The following is a 15520-nucleotide window of genomic DNA, read 5'->3' as shown; positions in this document are numbered from 1 at the left end:
TAATATACCGCCCTCGCTCTCTTTCCCCTGGTCTGTATTGTCGGGGGGGGCCCCCTTGAGGGACCCTAGCTCCCTCAAGGAGGCCCCCACGGACCGCGGAAGGAATGAGCGGAAGCATTCGAGCGAGAGCGAAGCCCCTTGCGACATGGGCACGCCGCCTCCCGATACCAAAGCGTCGTGAACCTCGGAGCCGGGTTCACGACGCTTCTTTTCCGGCTTGCAGCCAGGGTTACTCAGCCGTAATAGGTCCAGAGCTCGACCCGGTCCGCCCGCTCGTAGCACTTACTGTCTCGACCGGAGGACCGGTACATCGCCAAAGCATCAAAGCCGCACTGGGTTTTCCCCGCCTGGTCGAGCGAGTACCACCGGACATAGACCCAGGTTCCCTGCGTGGTGAACTGGCCGGAAGCGGCGGAGGCCGAAACTGTGCCGGTCGACGGTGCCGCCATGGCAGCACTGGGCACGGAGACAGCGAGGCCGAGCGCCGCCATGGCAGCACCGGCACCGAACGCGATCTTACGAAGCACGTGGGTTCCTTACGTTCATGAAGTGAGCCGTTTCGAGGGGTGCGGGCCGACGCTAACAACCCACGATCCCCATAGACTGACGAATGTCCGTTCGGACATCGACCGTGCCGGAACTACCGCGAGGCCAGGCGAATACTCAGTTCGCGGGCCAGCGAACCCGGGCCGGAACCCCGTCAGGGGTCCCGGCGGAGTAGCAGCGCGAGTAAAGGTCCCTTGCTCCCACCCGGACAAGAATCAGGCGTCGAGGGCCAAGGCGGTCACGACCTCCTGGGCACTCGCGGTCAGTTCCGCCAGGCCGGGGGGCGAAACCGAGCCGGTGCCCGCCAGCGCGTCGAAGATGGTGCCGTCGAGCCAGCCGATCAGCAGCCGCGTATGCCGCGGAGGATCCGGCGAGCCCGCGGCCGCGAGGACCTCGGCACAGCGCCGCCGGATCTCCAGGCCGCCGCGGTCGTACGCGGCTCGCAGTTCCGGACGGCGGGTGGCCTCCAGCGCGAATTCGTACCGGGCCAGCATCCGGGTCCGCCCGCGCGTGATCGCGTCGTACGCGGCGCGGGCCAGATACTCCGCAAGCCGACCGGATGGCGGCGAGGCGTCGAGGTTGTCGAGTTCGACCATCCGCGCGATCGCGAGTTCCAGCAGCGCCGCCCGCGTGCGCGCGTAGTACGACGTCGAGCCCGCGGGCAGGCCCGCGAAGCGATCTACCGCGCGATGCGTCAGGCCGCGCATGCCCTCGGCGGCGATCACCGCGATCGCGGCGTCGCCGATCGCGGCGACCCGGTCCGTCGTCGTTCCCGTCACCTCGGCAGTTTACCCGGTGCTCTACAGGTGTAGAGTCGGTCCTCTACAGACGTAGAGGGAGGCGCCATGGGGAACGCGGTCGTGGTCGGCGGGGGCATCGGCGGGTTGAGCGCGGCGGTCGCGTTGCACCGGGCCGGGTGGCAGGTCACGGTGCTCGAACGCGCACCGGAGTTCACCGAGATCGGCGCCGGGATCTCCTTGTGGCCCAACGCGGTGCGCGCACTCGAGTCGATCGGCGTCGGCGAGCGGCTCGCCCCGCTGCTCGCGGTCCAGCGCGGCGCCGGGCTGCACGACCGCCGCGGCCGCCGCCTCACCCACTGGGACGTCGACACCTTCGAGCGCCTGCAGGGCGGTCCGCTCACCGCCGTCCACCGCGCGGATCTCGTCGAAACCCTTCGCGCCGCGCTCCCGGAGGACCGGCTCCGCACCGGCGCCGAAGTCACCGAGGTCCGGCCGGACGGCCGCGTGCGCATCGGTGCCGAGGAAATCGAGGCCGACCTCGTCGTGGCCGCCGACGGCATCCGCAGCCGGATCCGCCAGGCCCTCTGGCCGGACCACCCCGCGCCGGTCTACTGCGGAGCCACCGCCATCCGTGGCATCGCGGAATTGCCCGAGCCGGTCGAGCTGACCACCACGTGGCACCGCGGCACCGAGGTCGGCGTGATCCCGCTCGTCGACGGCCGCGTCTACTGGTGGGCGGGTTACGTCACCGAACCCGGGATCCGGCACGCCGACACCAAGGCCTATCTGACCGCGCGGTTCGGCGGCTGGCACGCCCCGCTCCCGGCGGTGATCGCGGCGACCCCGCCGGAATCCCTGCTGCACCACGACGTCGACTACCTCGCCACCCCGCTGCCCAGTTACGTCCGCGGCCGGATCGCGCTGCTCGGCGACGCCGCGCACGCGATGCCGCCGTTCCTCGGGCAAGGCGGGTGCCAGGCGATCGAGGACGCCGTCGTACTGGCCCACGTCGTGTCCACAAAGGACACCATCGAAAGTGCCCTGCGCGAGTACGACGTCCAGCGCAGGGCCCGCAGCCAGCGGATCGTGCGCGCGACACTGCGGGCAGGGCAAGCGGGTCTGCTGCTACGCAATCCCGTCGCGACCACGATCCGTGCCGCGCTGCTGCGCGTGATACCGGCCTCGGTCGCGGCACGCGCCAACGGCGCCATCACGCGCTGGGAGCCTCCCCGCCCACCAGCCCTGCCTCGTACGCGGTGATCGCGGCCTGCACCCGGTTCCGCGCGCCGAGCCGGTTCAGGATCGTGCTGACATGCGCCTTGACCGTGCCCTCCACGACGAACATCTTCGCCGCGATGTCCGCATTGGACAGTCCGGCGGCCAGCAACGTCAGCACTTCCCGCTCCCGCGGCGTCAACGCGGCCACCCGCGAACGGGCCGCCGCGCCCCGGGCCAGCTGTCCACCGGAGAGCCGCGCGATCACCCGCTGCGCGACCTTCGGCGAGAGGAACGCGGCGCCCTCGGCCACCGCGTGGATCCCCGCGAGCAGTTCCCGAGGATCGCCCGACTTCAGCAGGAAACCGCTCGCGCCGAGGCCGAGCGCGCGTTCGATGTAGGCGTCCTCGCCGAACGTCGTCAGCATGATCACGCCGGTGTCCGGCAGCACGCGGCGGATCTCCTCGGCCGCGGCGAGCCCGTCGAGCACCGGCATCCGGATGTCGAGCAGCACGACGTCGGGCCGGGTGGCCAGCGCCTGGTCTACGGCCTCCCGTCCGTTGCCCGCCTCCGCGACGACCTCGATCGTGTCGTCGGCGGCGAGGATGGCCGCCACCCCGGCACGCATCAGCGCTTCGTCGTCAGCCAGCACCACCCGGATCACGCGACCCCCTCGGCTCGTCCTCGCTCAGCATGTCCTTCGACACCAGTATGTCGTCGGCGAAACACAGCCGATACGCCGCATAGTTCGCGTTGAGCCAAGTGCGTTCGGTGCCGTAGTAGACGCACTGCGCGTTCAGCGGCGCCACCGGCCAGCCGCTCCGGGGCCGGGCGACCCGTTCCCGGGCCGGAAGCAACGGCGTGACCTGCTCCCGGCGCTGCCCGACCTGGAGCTGGGCATAGCTCGCGGAGGGCAGTTCCGAGGTGTACCACTGATAGAGGAACACCACCCCGCTCACCGCCAGCACGACGGCGAACAGTCCTAACGGGACGACGACCGCTTGGATCAGGCTTCGCCGTACGTCACGACGGGCCGACATCAGCTCCTTCGCCGACACCGATTCCTCGGCTTCGGCCACCTCACCGCTTGCGGCGGCCGGAGCGGCGTCGTGCGGCAAAATCGCCGCGACCTCGAAGCCGCCGTCTTTCGGCCCCGCCCGCAACGTCCCGCCGACCAGCCGGACCCGTTCACGCAGGCCGACGAGCCCACGCCGTCCCGAGGACGCGCCGGGCAGCGGCCCCGCCGGGCGCGCGCGATTGGTCACGCGCACCTCGGTCGCGTCACTGGTGTGGGAGACCGCCACCTCGACCGCCGCGCCGGGAGCGTGTTTGGCGACGTTGGTAAGCGCTTCCTGGACGACGCGGTAGACCGCGAGACGGACCATCGGCGGCGCGTCGGGCGCACTGTCCACTCGCGACTCGATGAGCATCCCGGACGACCGCGCGCGATCGATCAGCTCGCCGAGATCGCCCTGCACGGGTTCGACCGGCGCGGCATCCTCCCGCAGAACGCCGATGATCTCGCGAAGGCGCTCGGTGGCCGTGGCGGCGTTCTGCCGCAACTCCGCCGCGGCCGCGCGCTGTGTCTCGTCGAGTCCACCCGCCACTTCCAGCGCAGCCGCGCGCACGGCGAGCAAGGTCAGCTCGTGCCCGAGCGAATCGTGCATGTCGCTCGCGATCCGGGTACGTTCCCGCAGCCGGGCCTGATCAGCGATGATCTTCTGGCGGCTCTCCATCTCCTCGGCTCGACGCCAGCCGGTACGCGCCAGCTCGCCACGCAGGCGGACGTAGCGGCCCAGCAGCCACGGCGTGACCGACGCGAAGACCAGCGCGCCCATCATCGCGCCCCAGTCCGAGAACCCGGACTCGCCGAAGACCAGCGAGAACGGCAGCCCGATCGCCGCGACCACACCGAACGCGGCCAGCATCGGCCGCGCACCCGCCATCCGCAGCCCGGCCAGGTAGCTCATCCCGACCATCAGGAAGATCTCCCAGATCGGCACGCGCCCGCCGTAGTCGAACGGGATGACGAACACCCCGCACATCGCGACGCCCAGCGAAACCACCGGGTACCGCCGGGCGGTGACCACCGCGACCGTGACCGCGGCGAGCCCGCCGGCGAACTCCCACTTGACCGGGTTGTTCCAGCTGTCGGCCCGGACGAGGAACGCGAGCGCCAGCCACAGGAGGACGTCGAGGATCACCCGCCATCTGCGTTTGGTCCGTTCTCGCACGATCATCGACGCTACAAGCCCGCTCCCGGGCGCACCATTGGTCGAAAGTAACCCCTCTCGACGCCGCCCGATGCGCATATCCGCGCGCAGGCGGGCCGCATGAGGCATGATTACGCACCATGGCCGAGCGCACACTCGCCGACCAGCTCGGCGGTTACCTCCCCGAGGGCATCGAAGCCCTCGAGGAACACGAGAAGCTGGACCTCGCCGACGCACTGCGAGACGCGCGGCGGCGGCAAGCGAAGCATCTCGCCCAGGCGGGCGAGGAAGCCCTGCGTTACGTCCCGGCGTTGCTGCGCGGCGCCGTCCGCAAGGCAGTGGGCCTGTGACAGCGCGGAACTTCGCCGCACGCGCCGAGATTCTCAAGCTCGCGAGGGTGCTCGGCGTCGAACCGGAGAACCTGGACTACCTCGAACGGGTCGACGAGGACGATCTGCGTGCCTTCCGCGAGCAGGTCACCGACACCCTGTTCGACGCGAATCTCACCGTACTGCAACGCATGGCGCTGGCCAGCAGGCTGCTGCCCGGCGCGGTGCTGGCGAAGATCGCCGAACGCGTCTTCGGGCCGATGCTGTGCGCGCGGATCGCCGGGCTCGTGGACGTCAACCGGGGTATCGACGTCGCGAAACGGCTCTCGCCGAAGTTCCTCGCCGAGGTCGCCGCGGAACTCGACCCGCGAAGGGCGAGCGCGATCATCACGCGCATCCCGCTGGACACGGTCGTCGAGGTCGCGCGGGAGCTGACCCGGCGCGAGGACTGGATCACGCTCGGGCGGTTCGTCGGGCACCTGCCGGACGTCACGGTCCAGCGCAGTCTCGAAGTCGTCGGCGACGCCGATCTGCTGCGGATCGCCTTCGTCCTGGACGACAAGAGCCGGATCGACCACGTCGTCGCGCTGCTGCCGGAGGGCAGGCTGGCCGCGGTGCTCCGCGCCGCCGTCGACGACGAGGATCTGTGGGACCCCGCGCTCGACCTGATCACCCACCTGAGCGACGAACGGCTGGACACCGTGCTCGCGCTCGTCGACGAGCTGCCCGCCGGGCTCCGCGAGCGGGTTCAGGCGACGATCAGGTAGATCCCGTAACAGACGACCGCCGCGCACACGGCGAAACAGACGACCGCACCAGTCAGCGACGCCGTGCCGCTGCCGCCTGTCTCCCTCGCCGCGCTCCGCTCGGACAGCCCGCGGACGCCGAAGGAGAACAGCGTCGCCAGGACGGCGACCGTGCCCAGGGCGATGACGAACACGATCCCGAGCGCGCCCCAATCGATCTTCACGACGTTCCCCTCACACCGCGACCGGTTGCGGCTGCTCGTTTTCCGGTTCGTTGACCGTCTTCGCGTTGACGGGGTGGCGCTTGGACGCGAGGTAGATGCCGAGCGCGACGAGGACCCCGGCGACGCCGACGAGGATCGTGCCCCAGCTGCCCCGCGTCGAGACTTCGGCGGCGACGGCGCCGACGATCGCCGCGGCGGGCAGCGTCAACGCCCAGGCGATGACCATCTTGCCCGCGACGCCCCAGCGGACCTCGGCGAGCTTGCGGCCGATCCCGGACCCGATGATGCCGCCCGAGCACACGTGCGTCGTGGACAGCGCGAACCCGAGATGGGAGGACGCCAGGATGACCGCGGCCGCGCTCGTTTCGGCGGCGAACCCTTGCGGCGTCCGGATTTCCGTGAGCTTCTTACCCATGGTCTGGATGATCCGCCAGCCGCCGAGGTACGTGCCGAGCGCGATCGCCCCGCCCGCGCTGAGGATCACCCACAGCGGTGGCCCCGAACCAGGGGCGAGCGAACCGGACGCGATCAGCGTCAGCGTGATCACGCCCATCGTCTTCTGCGCGTCGTTCGTGCCGTGTGCCAGCGAAACCAGCGACGCCGACAGCACCTGCCCGGTCTTGAACGTCTTGCCGACGACGTCCTGACGGGCCTTCGCGGTGATGCGATAGACAAGGAAGGTGCCCGCGATCGCCACGATCCCCGCGACGATCGGCGACGCGAGCGCCGGAATGAGCACCTTTTCGACGACTTTCGCGAAATGCACCGCGTCCGAGCCGGACGCGATCCACGTCGCGCCGATCAGCCCGCCGAACAGCGCGTGCGAGGAACTCGACGGCAGCCCGACCAGCCAGGTCAGCAGATTCCACACGATGGCGCCGACGAGCCACCTCGACGGAGAGGAACGCGCCGACGAGGTTCAGCACCGCGGAAATCGCGACCGCGGCTCTCGGCCGCAGCGCGCCGGTGGCGATCGACGTCGCCATCGCGTTCGCGGTGTCGTGGAAGCCGTTGGTGAAATCGAACGCGAGCGCCGCGACGATCACCACGAGAACGATCAACGAGAAGTCCATGTGTTCCCCCGTCGCGAGACGGACCCCGAGCCATTCCGACGCTACTCACCGATCGGGCCATGCCCGATCCCCTGGGCGTATCGGCTTCCTGAACTCTGCGTGAACCCGAGTGGGATTGTCCCTACCAGCGAAACAGCGGGACAGCGGATCCTCCAGTCCTTTGTGGACCAGGTCGCTGTTTTCAGGGCCGCTCGGCCGGTCGGTTGTCGTAGGACGCGCGGGCGGCGTGGACGCGGGACGCGTTGGCCCGGGACCAGTCGGCGATCGCGGTGGTGAGAGCGCCTGCCTCGATGCCGAGGGCGGTGAGGCCGTACTCGACGCGTGGCGGGATGGTCGGGTAGACGGTGCGGCTGACCAGCCCGTCGCGTTCGAGATTGCGGAGCGCCTGAGTGAGGGACTTCTGGGTCACGCCCTCGATGCGGCGACGCAACTCCGTGAAGCGCAGCGGCCGCTCGTGCTGCCGAAGCAGGCCGAGGATGTAGAGCGACCACTTGTTGGCCAGCACGTCCACCACGGTGCGCGACGGGCAGTCCTTCGAGTACACGGGTCCTGGGTCGGTATCCATCAGGTACCTATATATCGAGAAGGTGCCTACTACACAAGAGATACCACCCAGGCGCATGATCGAGCGGAAGACAGGACCGTGCTCAGTGCAAGGAGAACATCATGATCTTGGTCACCGGCGCGACCGGCACAGTGGGATCGGAAGCCGTCCGGCTGCTCGCCGCGCAGCACCATCCCACGCGGGCGCTGGTCCGTGACCCGTCCCGCGTACCGCACAGCGTCGCCGGGAGCGGCATGGAAATCGTCACCGGCGACTTCGACCGTCCGGACACGCTGGACGCGGCGATGCGTGACATCGACACTGTCCTGCTCATCAGCCCGGCCGTGCCCGCTCAGGAGATCGCGGTCATCGACAGCGCCGCGCGCCAGGGAGCGAAACACATCGTCAAGATCACCAACCACAAGGCGTCAGCCGACTCCCCCGTCGACCGGCGACGAGGCCACGCGCGGGTCGAGGCGCACCTGAAGTCCACCGGGCTCGGGTACACGCTGCTCGCGCCGAACCTCTACCTGCAGAACCTTCTCACCTTCGCCCCGTCGATCAAGCAGACGCGGGGTTTCACGATGTCGGCGGGCGACGGCCAGGCCGGGATGGTCGACGCCCGCGACGTAGCCGCCGTCGCGGTGGCAATCGCCGCCACGGCCACCGACCACGCCGGGCGCACCTACCTGCTGACCGGTCCCGAGCTGATCACCTACACCGACGTCGCGAAGGAACTGGGCGACGCACTGGGACACGCGGTCGAGTACCGCCGGATTTCTCCTGACGAGCACCGGCAGGCGATGATCCGAGCAGGCCTCCCCGAGACTGTCGCAGCCTCCAACGCCCAGGTGTTCGGGCTGATCGCCGAAGGGGATGCGGCGTGGCTGTCCGACGACGTCGCATCGGTCACCGGCGCCCAGCCACGCAGCCTGCGCACCTTCATCGCCGACCACCTCACCGCCTTCGCCTGAGCCCGCCGGAAAACCGCGACTCGGTCAGCTCATGCCGGCGGGCAGCGGATCCTGGTCCATGAACCGCAGCCCGTTCGCCGCGGATTCCCGCACCGCCGCGAAGCCGTACCGCCGCATTTCCGCCTCGTATTCGCCGATGGCGTCCGGCTTCCCGCTGCCCAACGCGGCGGCGAGCGCGGCGCCGTCCTGCATGGCGGTGTTCGCCCCGGCGCCGGCGGCCGGGCTCATCGCGTGGATCGCGTCGCCGACCAGCGTCACCGGCGTGGGCTCCCACGGCGCGATCGGCACGCTGGTCCGGATCGAGATGAGGAACGCCGTCTCGGGAATCCAGCTTTCGACCATCCGGGTCACGCGTGGATGCCAGCCCTTGACCCGTTCGAGAACCAGCTCCCGCATCGCTTCCCCGGACAGCGCCCGGAGTTCGTCGTCGGACTGGGCGAAGGTCTCCTTGCGGGCGCCGAACGCACAGGTCATGTACGGCTCGTGGTCACGGAGCCGGAGCCCGGGCGCAAGCCGCGCGCAGGCGTCGGCGACCGGCTCGGGGTAATCGACCGGCGCGATCCCGATCATCGACTTCTCCGGGCCGGAGATGATGCTGAACACCGCGAACATGGCGGGATCGAACAGCTCCCGGGTCTCGGCGGTGAGCGGGATCTTGCCGTACAGCTGGCGGAGTCCGGTGTCGACGATCCTCGCGTGGGGCAGATATTGGCGGCGCACCGGCGAATTCACCCCGTCGGCCCCGACGAGGACCGAGCCACGGGCTTCGGTCCCGTCCGCGAAGTGCGCGATCACCGTGCCCCCGCGCCGTTCGTAGCGGACGAACTCCTTCCCGAAATGGACATTGCCGAGTCCTTCGAGCAGGATCTGCCGGAGCGTGAACCGGTTGATGTTGAGCTGGACCGGCCGGTGCTCCAGCCCGACCTCGGTGACGCGCGTGAGCTGGGTGTCGTAGATCGGGGTGGCGAACTTCGGGCGCCCCGACGTGGCACGGAACAGTTCGTGCAGGTGAGGTGGCAGCACCGCGCGCAGCGCGTCGTCTCCGCGAGAATCGATGTGCAGCCGGTAACCCTGACGGCGGAAATCCGGTGTGGGGTCGCTTTCGTAGACGGCGCAAGGTATTCCGGCCTTGCGCAGCCCTTGCGCCAGGCAGAGCCCGCCCAGCCCGGCGCCGATCACGAGCACGGCGTTTTCCGGCAGCTCATACGTGGTCATCGTGGTGTCCCTTCCGTACCAGTACTGGTTCGAGAGGGACGCACAGGGCAGGCCCGCTCGCGGCGAGCACTCGGAGATAACGCGATCACGTCGTCCGGCCTAACCCATACCGGACAGAGGTCTTTCGCGCGTCCTTTCCCCTTCACGCTAGCGCAGGATTTCCCTTCGCCGCCACATCTTTGGCCGCGTCCCGCCGTCGCTGCGGCCCGGCCGCGGGGTGTGGCGGTGGCCGGTGGGGCCTCCTTGAGGGACCCAGAGTCCCTCGTTGTGCCCCCCACGGACCACCCTGACCTGCGGAAGAGGAGCGAGGGACCTTTGCTAACGTCCTTGAGCACACCAACGATTAGCGCACTAACGAACGTGAGCAAATGTCCCTTGCTCCTCCCGCCGCGAACGGAAGATCTCGTGCAGCGGCGGCTAGCGCAGCCGGGCACCCCGCCGCCACACCGCCCACGTCAGCGGCACCCCCGGCCGGTACGCCAGATGGGTCACCGAGGGCGCGTCGAGCACGTGCACGTCGGCCCGCGCGCCAGGGCGCAGCACGCCGACGTCGCTCCGCCGCAACGCGCGCGCTCCTCCCGCGGTCGCCGACCACACCGCTTCCTCGATGCTCATCCGCATCTGCAGCACGGCCGTCGCCACGCAGAACGCGACCGACGTCGTGTACGAACTGCCCGGGTTGGCGTTGCTGGCCAGCGCGACCGTCGCCCCCGCGTCGAGCAGCCGCCGCGCGGGCGCGAGCGCCTGACGTGTCGACAAATCGCACGCGGGCAGCAGCGTCGCGACGGTGTCCGACGCGGCGAGCGCCTCGACGTCAGCATCGCTCAAGTAGGTGCAGTGATCGACGCTCGCCGCGCCCAGCTCGACCGCGAGCCGCACCCCGGGGCCTTCGCCGAGCTGGTTGCCGTGGACCCGCAGCCCGAGCCCGCGTTCCGCTGCGGCCTTGAGCACACGGGCCGACTGCGCCTGGTCGAACGCCCCGGTCTCACAGAAGACGTCCGCCCAGCGCACGTGCCCCGCGACCGCGTCCAGCATGTCGCCACACACCAGGTCCACATAGGACTCAACCTCGACGCCAGGCGGGACGAGATGGGCGCCGAGGAAGGTGACCTCGTCGGCCACCTCGTCGGCGATCCGCGCCGAACGGGCCTCGTCGGCGACGTTCAGCCCGTAGCCGGTCTTGGTCTCCAGACAGGTGGTGCCCTGCCACGCCGCCTCGTCGACGTGCCGCCGCAGGTTCGCCGCCAGCTCGGCGTCCGAGGCCTCCCGCGTGGCACCGACCGTAGTCGCGATTCCGCCCGCGCTGTAAGGCTTTCCCGCCATCCTCGCCTCGAACTCGGCAGTCCGGTCCCCAGCGAAGACGAGGTGCGTGTGGCTGTCCACCCACCCCGGCAGCACCGCGCGGCCTTCGACGTCGACGCGCTCATCGGCGTCGGACGCGTCCGCCGCGGGGCCCGCCCAGACGACCTCGCCGCCGTCGAGCACCAAAGCCGCGTCGTGCAGTTTGCCCAGTTCCGGATCGTTCGTGGTGAGTTCGCCGATGCCGGTGATCAGAACTGCCACAGTGCCTCGATCTCCTTGGCCAGTACGGTTTCCGGACGTTCGATGAGCTGGTGTTCGCCGTCGCGGACGAGCTCACGGCCCGCGACCACGACGTGCCGCACGTCGGCGCCGGACGCCGCGAAGACCGCGCCCGAGGGTTCGATCCCGGCCGTTCGCACCGAATCGAGGCCGATCGTGACGAAGTCGGCGGCCGATCCCGTCGTCAGCGTCCCGGCCTCCGGCCAGCCGACGGCGCCGTGGTCCGTCGCGGCGGCCAGCAGTTCGTCAGCCGAGAACCGGCCGCGTTCCTCGCTGGCCAAGCGTTCGTTCAGCTCCAGCGCCCTGGTCTCCTCGAAGGCGTCGACGACGGCGTTGCTGTCACTGCCCACGCACAGCCGCACCCCGGCGTCGAGCAGCGCGCGGGCAGGGCCGATGCCGTCGCCGAGATCGCGTTCGGTGGTCGGGCAGAAGCACGCCCGGCCGCGTGCCGCGCCGAGACGTTCGATGTCGAGCTGCGTCAGGTGCGTGGCGTGCACGGCGGTCAACCGCTCGCCGAGCACGCCGTGGTCGTACAGGATCGTCGTCGGTGTCCGGCCATACGCCGCCAGGCACTGCTCGTTTTCCGCCCGCTGCTCGGAAAGGTGGATATGCAGCGGCCGATCCGACGGCGTCCCCTTGTCCACATCGGACAGCTGGCCGGCCGGGACGGCGCGCACCGAGTGGATGGCGCCGCCGACCCGGAACAGCTCGTCCTCGGCCAGCCCGGCGACCCGCCGCGCCCAGTTCTCCGCGGAACGGTCGGAAAACCGTTGCTGCACCTCGTCCGGCTCGACGCCGATGCCGCCCGCCAGATAGCACGTGTCGAGCAGGGTCAGCCGGATCCCGGCGTCCGCCGCGGCGCGGCGCAGCGCGTCACCCATCGCGTTCGGCTCTGCGTAAGGCTTTCCGCCGGGCGCGTGGTGCAGGTAGTGGAACTCACCGACGCTGGTGTACCCGGCGAGCACCATTTCCGCGTACACCCCGCGCGCGAGCCGGTAGTACGTGTCGGGGTCGAGACGGGAGGCCAGCGCGTACATCCGGTCACGCCAGGTCCAGAACGTGCCGCGCTCGTGGTGGGTCCGCCCGCGCAGCGCGCGGTGGAACGCGTGCGAATGCCCGTTGGCGAACCCCGGCACGGTCAGTCCCGCCAGCACCGTCCCGGCACGGGGCGCGTCCGGAGTCACCTGGGCGATCCGGCCGTCGGCGACCTCGATCCGGACCGCGTCGGCGAGGCCGTCCGGCAGCCAGGCCCGCTCACACCAGTACGTCGTCATGCCGACATTTTCTCCAGAACCTCGGCGAGCGCGCGAGCCCCCTGCTCGACGTCGCCGGCCTCGGCGAATTCCTCCGGTGAATGGCTGATCCCCGTCGGATTCCGGACGTAAAGCATGCCGGACGGGACGAATCCGGCCAGGATCGCGGCGTCGTGCCCGGCGCCCGTCGGCAGTTCGGGCGGATTGCCCAGCCACGTCCCGAGATCCCGCCGCAGCGCCTGGTCGAACGCGACATCGTCCGAATAGGACTCCAGGGTGATCTCGACCCGGCAGCCCTCGCTCTCGGCTGCCGCTTGTGCCGCCTCGGCCAGTTCGTCGACCAGCTTGATCGTCCTCGTGTCACCGGGAACCCGTGCGTCCAGCCAGATGTCCACAGTGGACGCGATGACGTTGGTGCCACCCGGCGTCGGTACGAGCCTGCCCACGGTGGCACGCGCGTCGTCGAGCGCCTTGGCGAGCCGTCGCGCGGCGACGACCGTCTCCGCGGCCGGGATCATCGGATCGCGCCGGTCGGTGATCAGCGTCGCCCCGGCGTGGTTTCCCTGACCGGAGAAGGAGAATCGCCAGCGCCCGTGCGCGATCACGGTGCTGCCGACCGCGACCGGCGAGCCGAGGTCGATCAGGCCGCGCCCCTGCTCGACGTGCAGTTCGACGAACCGGCCGATGCGCCCGAGCGACTCCTTGTCCGGCCCGATTCGCTCCGGGTCGAGCCCGGCCTTCGCGGCCGCCTCGGCGAAAGTGACGCCGCCCGGGTCGCGCAGCGCACGGGCCTTGTCGACATCGATGGTGCCCGTCATGAGCCGGGAGCCGAGGCACGGCACGCCGAACCGGCCACCCTCCTCCTCGGCGAAAACCACGATCGCGAACGGCTTGGCCGGGCGGAATCCCTTGTCCTGCAGGAGTTCCACGGCGGTCAGCGCACTGGCGACCCCGAGCGGGCCGTCGAACGCGCCGCCGCCGGGAACCGAGTCCAGATGGCTCCCGGTCACGACGGCGTCCGGGCCGGGCGTTCCCCACCAGGCCCAGATGTTGCCGTTGCGGTCGGTCTCGATGTCGAGGCCGATTCGCTGCGCGCGTTCCACGAACCACGTCCGCAGTTCGCGTTCGGCGGCGTCGAAGACGTGCCGCGAGTAGCCGCCGCGTTTGCCGTCGGTGCCTACGTCCGCGATCTCGCCGAGCAGCCCGCTCGCCGTCATCAGCTCTCCTTCATGGGCACTCGGACGCCCCGCTCGTCCGCGACGTCGGACGCCCGCTCGTACCCGGCGTCGACGTGCCGGATGACGCCCATCCCGGGGTCGTTCGTGAGCACCCGCTCCAGTTTCTGCGCCGCCAGCAGTGTGCCATCGGCGACCGTGACCTGCCCGGCGTGGATGGACCGGCCCATGCCGACTCCGCCGCCGTGGTGCAGCGACACCCAGCTCGCCCCGGACGCGGTGTTGACCAGCGCGTTCAGCAGCGGCCAGTCGGCGATCGCGTCGGAACCGTCGGCCATGCCCTCGGTCTCGCGGTACGGCGAGGCGACGCTGCCGGAATCGAGGTGGTCACGCCCGATGACGACCGGCGCCTTCAGCTCACCGCTGGCGACCATCTCGTTGAACCGCAGGCCAGCCAGATGCCGCTCGCCGTAGCCGAGCCAGCAGATCCGCGCCGGAAGTCCTTGGAAGGCAACGCGTTCGCCCGCCATGTTGATCCAGCGCGCGAGGGATTCGTTCTCCGGGAACAGTTCCAGCATCGCGCGGTCGGTCGCGGCGATGTCCTCCGGGTCGCCCGAGAGCGCGGCCCAGCGGAACGGCCCGTTGCCCTCGCAGAACAATGGCCGGATGTAGGCCGGGACGAACCCGGGGAAGTCGAAGGCGCGCTCGCAGCCACCGAGTTTCGCCTCGCCACGCAGGGAGTTGCCGTAGTCGAACACCTCGGCACCACGGTCGAGGAAGCCGAGCATCGCGTCGACGTGATCGGCCATCGACTCGCGGGAGCGGTCGGTGAACTCGTCGGGCTTCTTCGCCGCGTAGTCGTGCCAGTCGTCGACCGAGATTCCCTTGGGCAGATAGGAAAGCGGGTCGTGGGCCGAGGTCTGGTCGGTGACGATGTCGACCTCTACACCGCGTCGGAGCAACTCCGGCAGTACCTCGGCGGCGTTGCCGACAACGCCGACGGACAGCGCGCGCCTCTCCTTCTTCGCGGTAGTGACGCGGGCGATGGCGTCGTCGAGATCGTCGGCGACCTCGTCCAGGTAGCGCGTTTCGACGCGGCGGTGCGCGCGCTGCGGATCGCATTCGATGACGAGCGCGACGCCGTCGTTCATCGTGACCGCGAGGGGCTGCGCGCCGCCCATGCCGCCGAGCCCGGCGGTGACGGTGAGCGTGCCCTTGAGGCTGCCGCCGAACTTCTTCTTCGCGACCGCGGCGAAGGTTTCGTAGGTGCCCTGCAGGATTCCCTGCGTGCCGATGTAGATCCAGGACCCGGCGGTCATCTGCCCGTACATCGTCAGGCCCTGCTGTTCCAGGCGCCGGAATTCGGGCCAGGTCGCCCAGTCGCCGACCAGGTTCGAGTTCGCGATGAGCACCCGCGGCGCCCATTCGTGCGTGCGGAACACGCCGACCGGCTTGCCGGACTGGACGAGCAGTGTCTCGTCATTGTCCAAAGTGGTCAGTTCGCGGGTGATGGCGTCGAAGCTCGCCCAGTTGCGGGCGGCCTTGCCGGTGCCGCCGTAGACGACGAGGTCCTCGGGGCGCTCGGCGACGTCGGGGTCGAGGTTGTTGTGGAACATGCGCAGCGCGGCCTCGGTCTGCCAGCTCTTGGCTGTGCGCTGGGTGCCACGTGCGGCGCGGATCGTGCGGGACATG

The 15520-nt window shown here is 70.0% G+C and carries 15 protein-coding genes and 1 pseudogene; 4 read left to right on the top strand and 12 right to left on the bottom strand.

Features of this window, described 5'->3' with window-relative positions:
• Positions 1-233: 233 nt before the first annotated feature.
• Positions 234-527: a hypothetical protein gene (locus ACFW0G_RS37925; protein ID WP_378330328.1), complete on the bottom strand. Its 294-nt coding sequence runs from the start codon at positions 525-527 to the stop codon at positions 234-236.
• A 234-nt stretch (positions 528-761) separates the two neighbouring features.
• Positions 762-1253 (bottom strand): TetR/AcrR family transcriptional regulator, encoded by a 492-nt coding sequence (locus tag ACFW0G_RS37920; RefSeq protein WP_378330333.1) that lies wholly within the window; start codon positions 1251-1253, stop codon positions 762-764.
• A gap of 138 nt (positions 1254-1391) precedes the next feature.
• Between ACFW0G_RS37920 and ACFW0G_RS37915 the strand changes: the two genes are divergently transcribed.
• Positions 1392-2546 (top strand): FAD-dependent oxidoreductase, encoded by a 1155-nt coding sequence (locus tag ACFW0G_RS37915; protein WP_378330327.1) that lies wholly within the window; start codon positions 1392-1394, stop codon positions 2544-2546.
• Here ACFW0G_RS37915 and ACFW0G_RS37910 read toward each other — a convergent pair.
• Entirely contained in the window at positions 2497-3165 is a 669-nt protein-coding gene (locus tag ACFW0G_RS37910; RefSeq protein ID WP_378330326.1) for a response regulator, read from the bottom strand. The two genes, ACFW0G_RS37915 and ACFW0G_RS37910, sit on opposite strands and share 50 nt — an antisense overlap.
• On the bottom strand, positions 3143-4735 hold the full coding sequence (locus ACFW0G_RS37905) for a sensor histidine kinase (protein WP_378330325.1): 1593 nt from the start codon (positions 4733-4735) through the stop codon (positions 3143-3145). Before ACFW0G_RS37905 ends, ACFW0G_RS37910 begins: the two co-directional genes overlap by 23 nt.
• 119 nt (positions 4736-4854) lie before the next feature.
• On the opposite strand from ACFW0G_RS37905, the gene ACFW0G_RS37900 reads away from it, so the two are divergent.
• Together ACFW0G_RS37900 and ACFW0G_RS37895 are read left to right on the top strand one after the other, a co-directional pair.
• Complete coding sequence (locus ACFW0G_RS37900) at positions 4855-5064, top strand: hypothetical protein (protein ID WP_378330324.1); 210 nt, start codon at positions 4855-4857, stop codon at positions 5062-5064.
• Entirely contained in the window at positions 5061-5810 is a 750-nt protein-coding gene (locus ACFW0G_RS37895; protein WP_378330323.1) for a hypothetical protein, read from the top strand. Before ACFW0G_RS37900 ends, ACFW0G_RS37895 begins: the two co-directional genes overlap by 4 nt.
• On the opposite strand, the gene ACFW0G_RS37890 is transcribed toward ACFW0G_RS37895, so the two are convergent.
• The 3 genes and pseudogenes from ACFW0G_RS37890 to ACFW0G_RS37880 all read right to left on the bottom strand — a co-directional run bounded on the left by ACFW0G_RS37890 (position 5792) and on the right by ACFW0G_RS37880 (position 7651).
• On the bottom strand, positions 5792-6013 hold the full coding sequence (locus ACFW0G_RS37890; protein WP_378330322.1) for a hypothetical protein: 222 nt from the start codon (positions 6011-6013) through the stop codon (positions 5792-5794). The genes ACFW0G_RS37895 and ACFW0G_RS37890 overlap by 19 nt on opposite strands.
• 10 nt (positions 6014-6023) lie before the next feature.
• Positions 6024-7086: pseudogene (locus tag ACFW0G_RS37885) on the bottom strand (anion permease).
• Positions 7087-7267: 181 nt separating this feature from the next.
• A complete protein-coding gene (locus ACFW0G_RS37880) occupies positions 7268-7651 on the bottom strand; it encodes a winged helix-turn-helix transcriptional regulator (RefSeq protein ID WP_378330321.1) in 384 nt (127 codons plus the stop codon).
• 101 nt (positions 7652-7752) lie between these two features.
• On the opposite strand from ACFW0G_RS37880, the gene ACFW0G_RS37875 reads away from it, so the two are divergent.
• The gene (locus ACFW0G_RS37875) at positions 7753-8604 is read left to right on the top strand and encodes an NmrA family NAD(P)-binding protein (protein WP_378330320.1); all 852 of its coding nucleotides are present in this window, start codon (positions 7753-7755) and stop codon (positions 8602-8604) included.
• Positions 8605-8628: 24 nt separating this feature from the next.
• Here the strand turns inward: ACFW0G_RS37875 and ACFW0G_RS37870 are convergent, their stop codons facing one another.
• From ACFW0G_RS37870 to hutU, 5 genes are all read right to left on the bottom strand, one after another.
• A complete protein-coding gene (locus ACFW0G_RS37870) occupies positions 8629-9819 on the bottom strand; it encodes an FAD-dependent oxidoreductase (protein ID WP_378330319.1) in 1191 nt (396 codons plus the stop codon).
• Between the two features lie 417 nt (positions 9820-10236).
• Positions 10237-11382, bottom strand: coding sequence for an imidazolonepropionase (gene hutI / locus ACFW0G_RS37865; RefSeq protein WP_378330318.1), 1146 nt, complete (start codon positions 11380-11382; stop codon positions 10237-10239).
• Positions 11370-12674 (bottom strand): formimidoylglutamate deiminase, encoded by a 1305-nt coding sequence (locus tag ACFW0G_RS37860; RefSeq protein ID WP_378330317.1) that lies wholly within the window; start codon positions 12672-12674, stop codon positions 11370-11372. The genes hutI and ACFW0G_RS37860 overlap by 13 nt, the downstream gene beginning before the upstream one ends.
• A complete protein-coding gene (locus ACFW0G_RS37855; RefSeq protein ID WP_378330316.1) occupies positions 12671-13870 on the bottom strand; it encodes an allantoate amidohydrolase in 1200 nt (399 codons plus the stop codon). The genes ACFW0G_RS37860 and ACFW0G_RS37855 overlap by 4 nt, the downstream gene beginning before the upstream one ends.
• On the bottom strand, positions 13870-15519 hold the full coding sequence (hutU, locus tag ACFW0G_RS37850) for a urocanate hydratase (protein ID WP_378330315.1): 1650 nt from the start codon (positions 15517-15519) through the stop codon (positions 13870-13872). The genes ACFW0G_RS37855 and hutU overlap by 1 nt, the downstream gene beginning before the upstream one ends.
• Between the last annotated feature and the right edge of the window lies 1 nt (position 15520).

The organism is Amycolatopsis sp. NPDC058986 (assembly GCF_042741125.1).
In the GTDB taxonomy this organism is placed as follows: Bacteria; Actinomycetota; Actinomycetes; order Mycobacteriales; family Pseudonocardiaceae; genus Amycolatopsis.
Note: the sequence above shows the minus strand (reverse complement) of the source record. Positions and strands in the feature narration are given on the sequence as shown.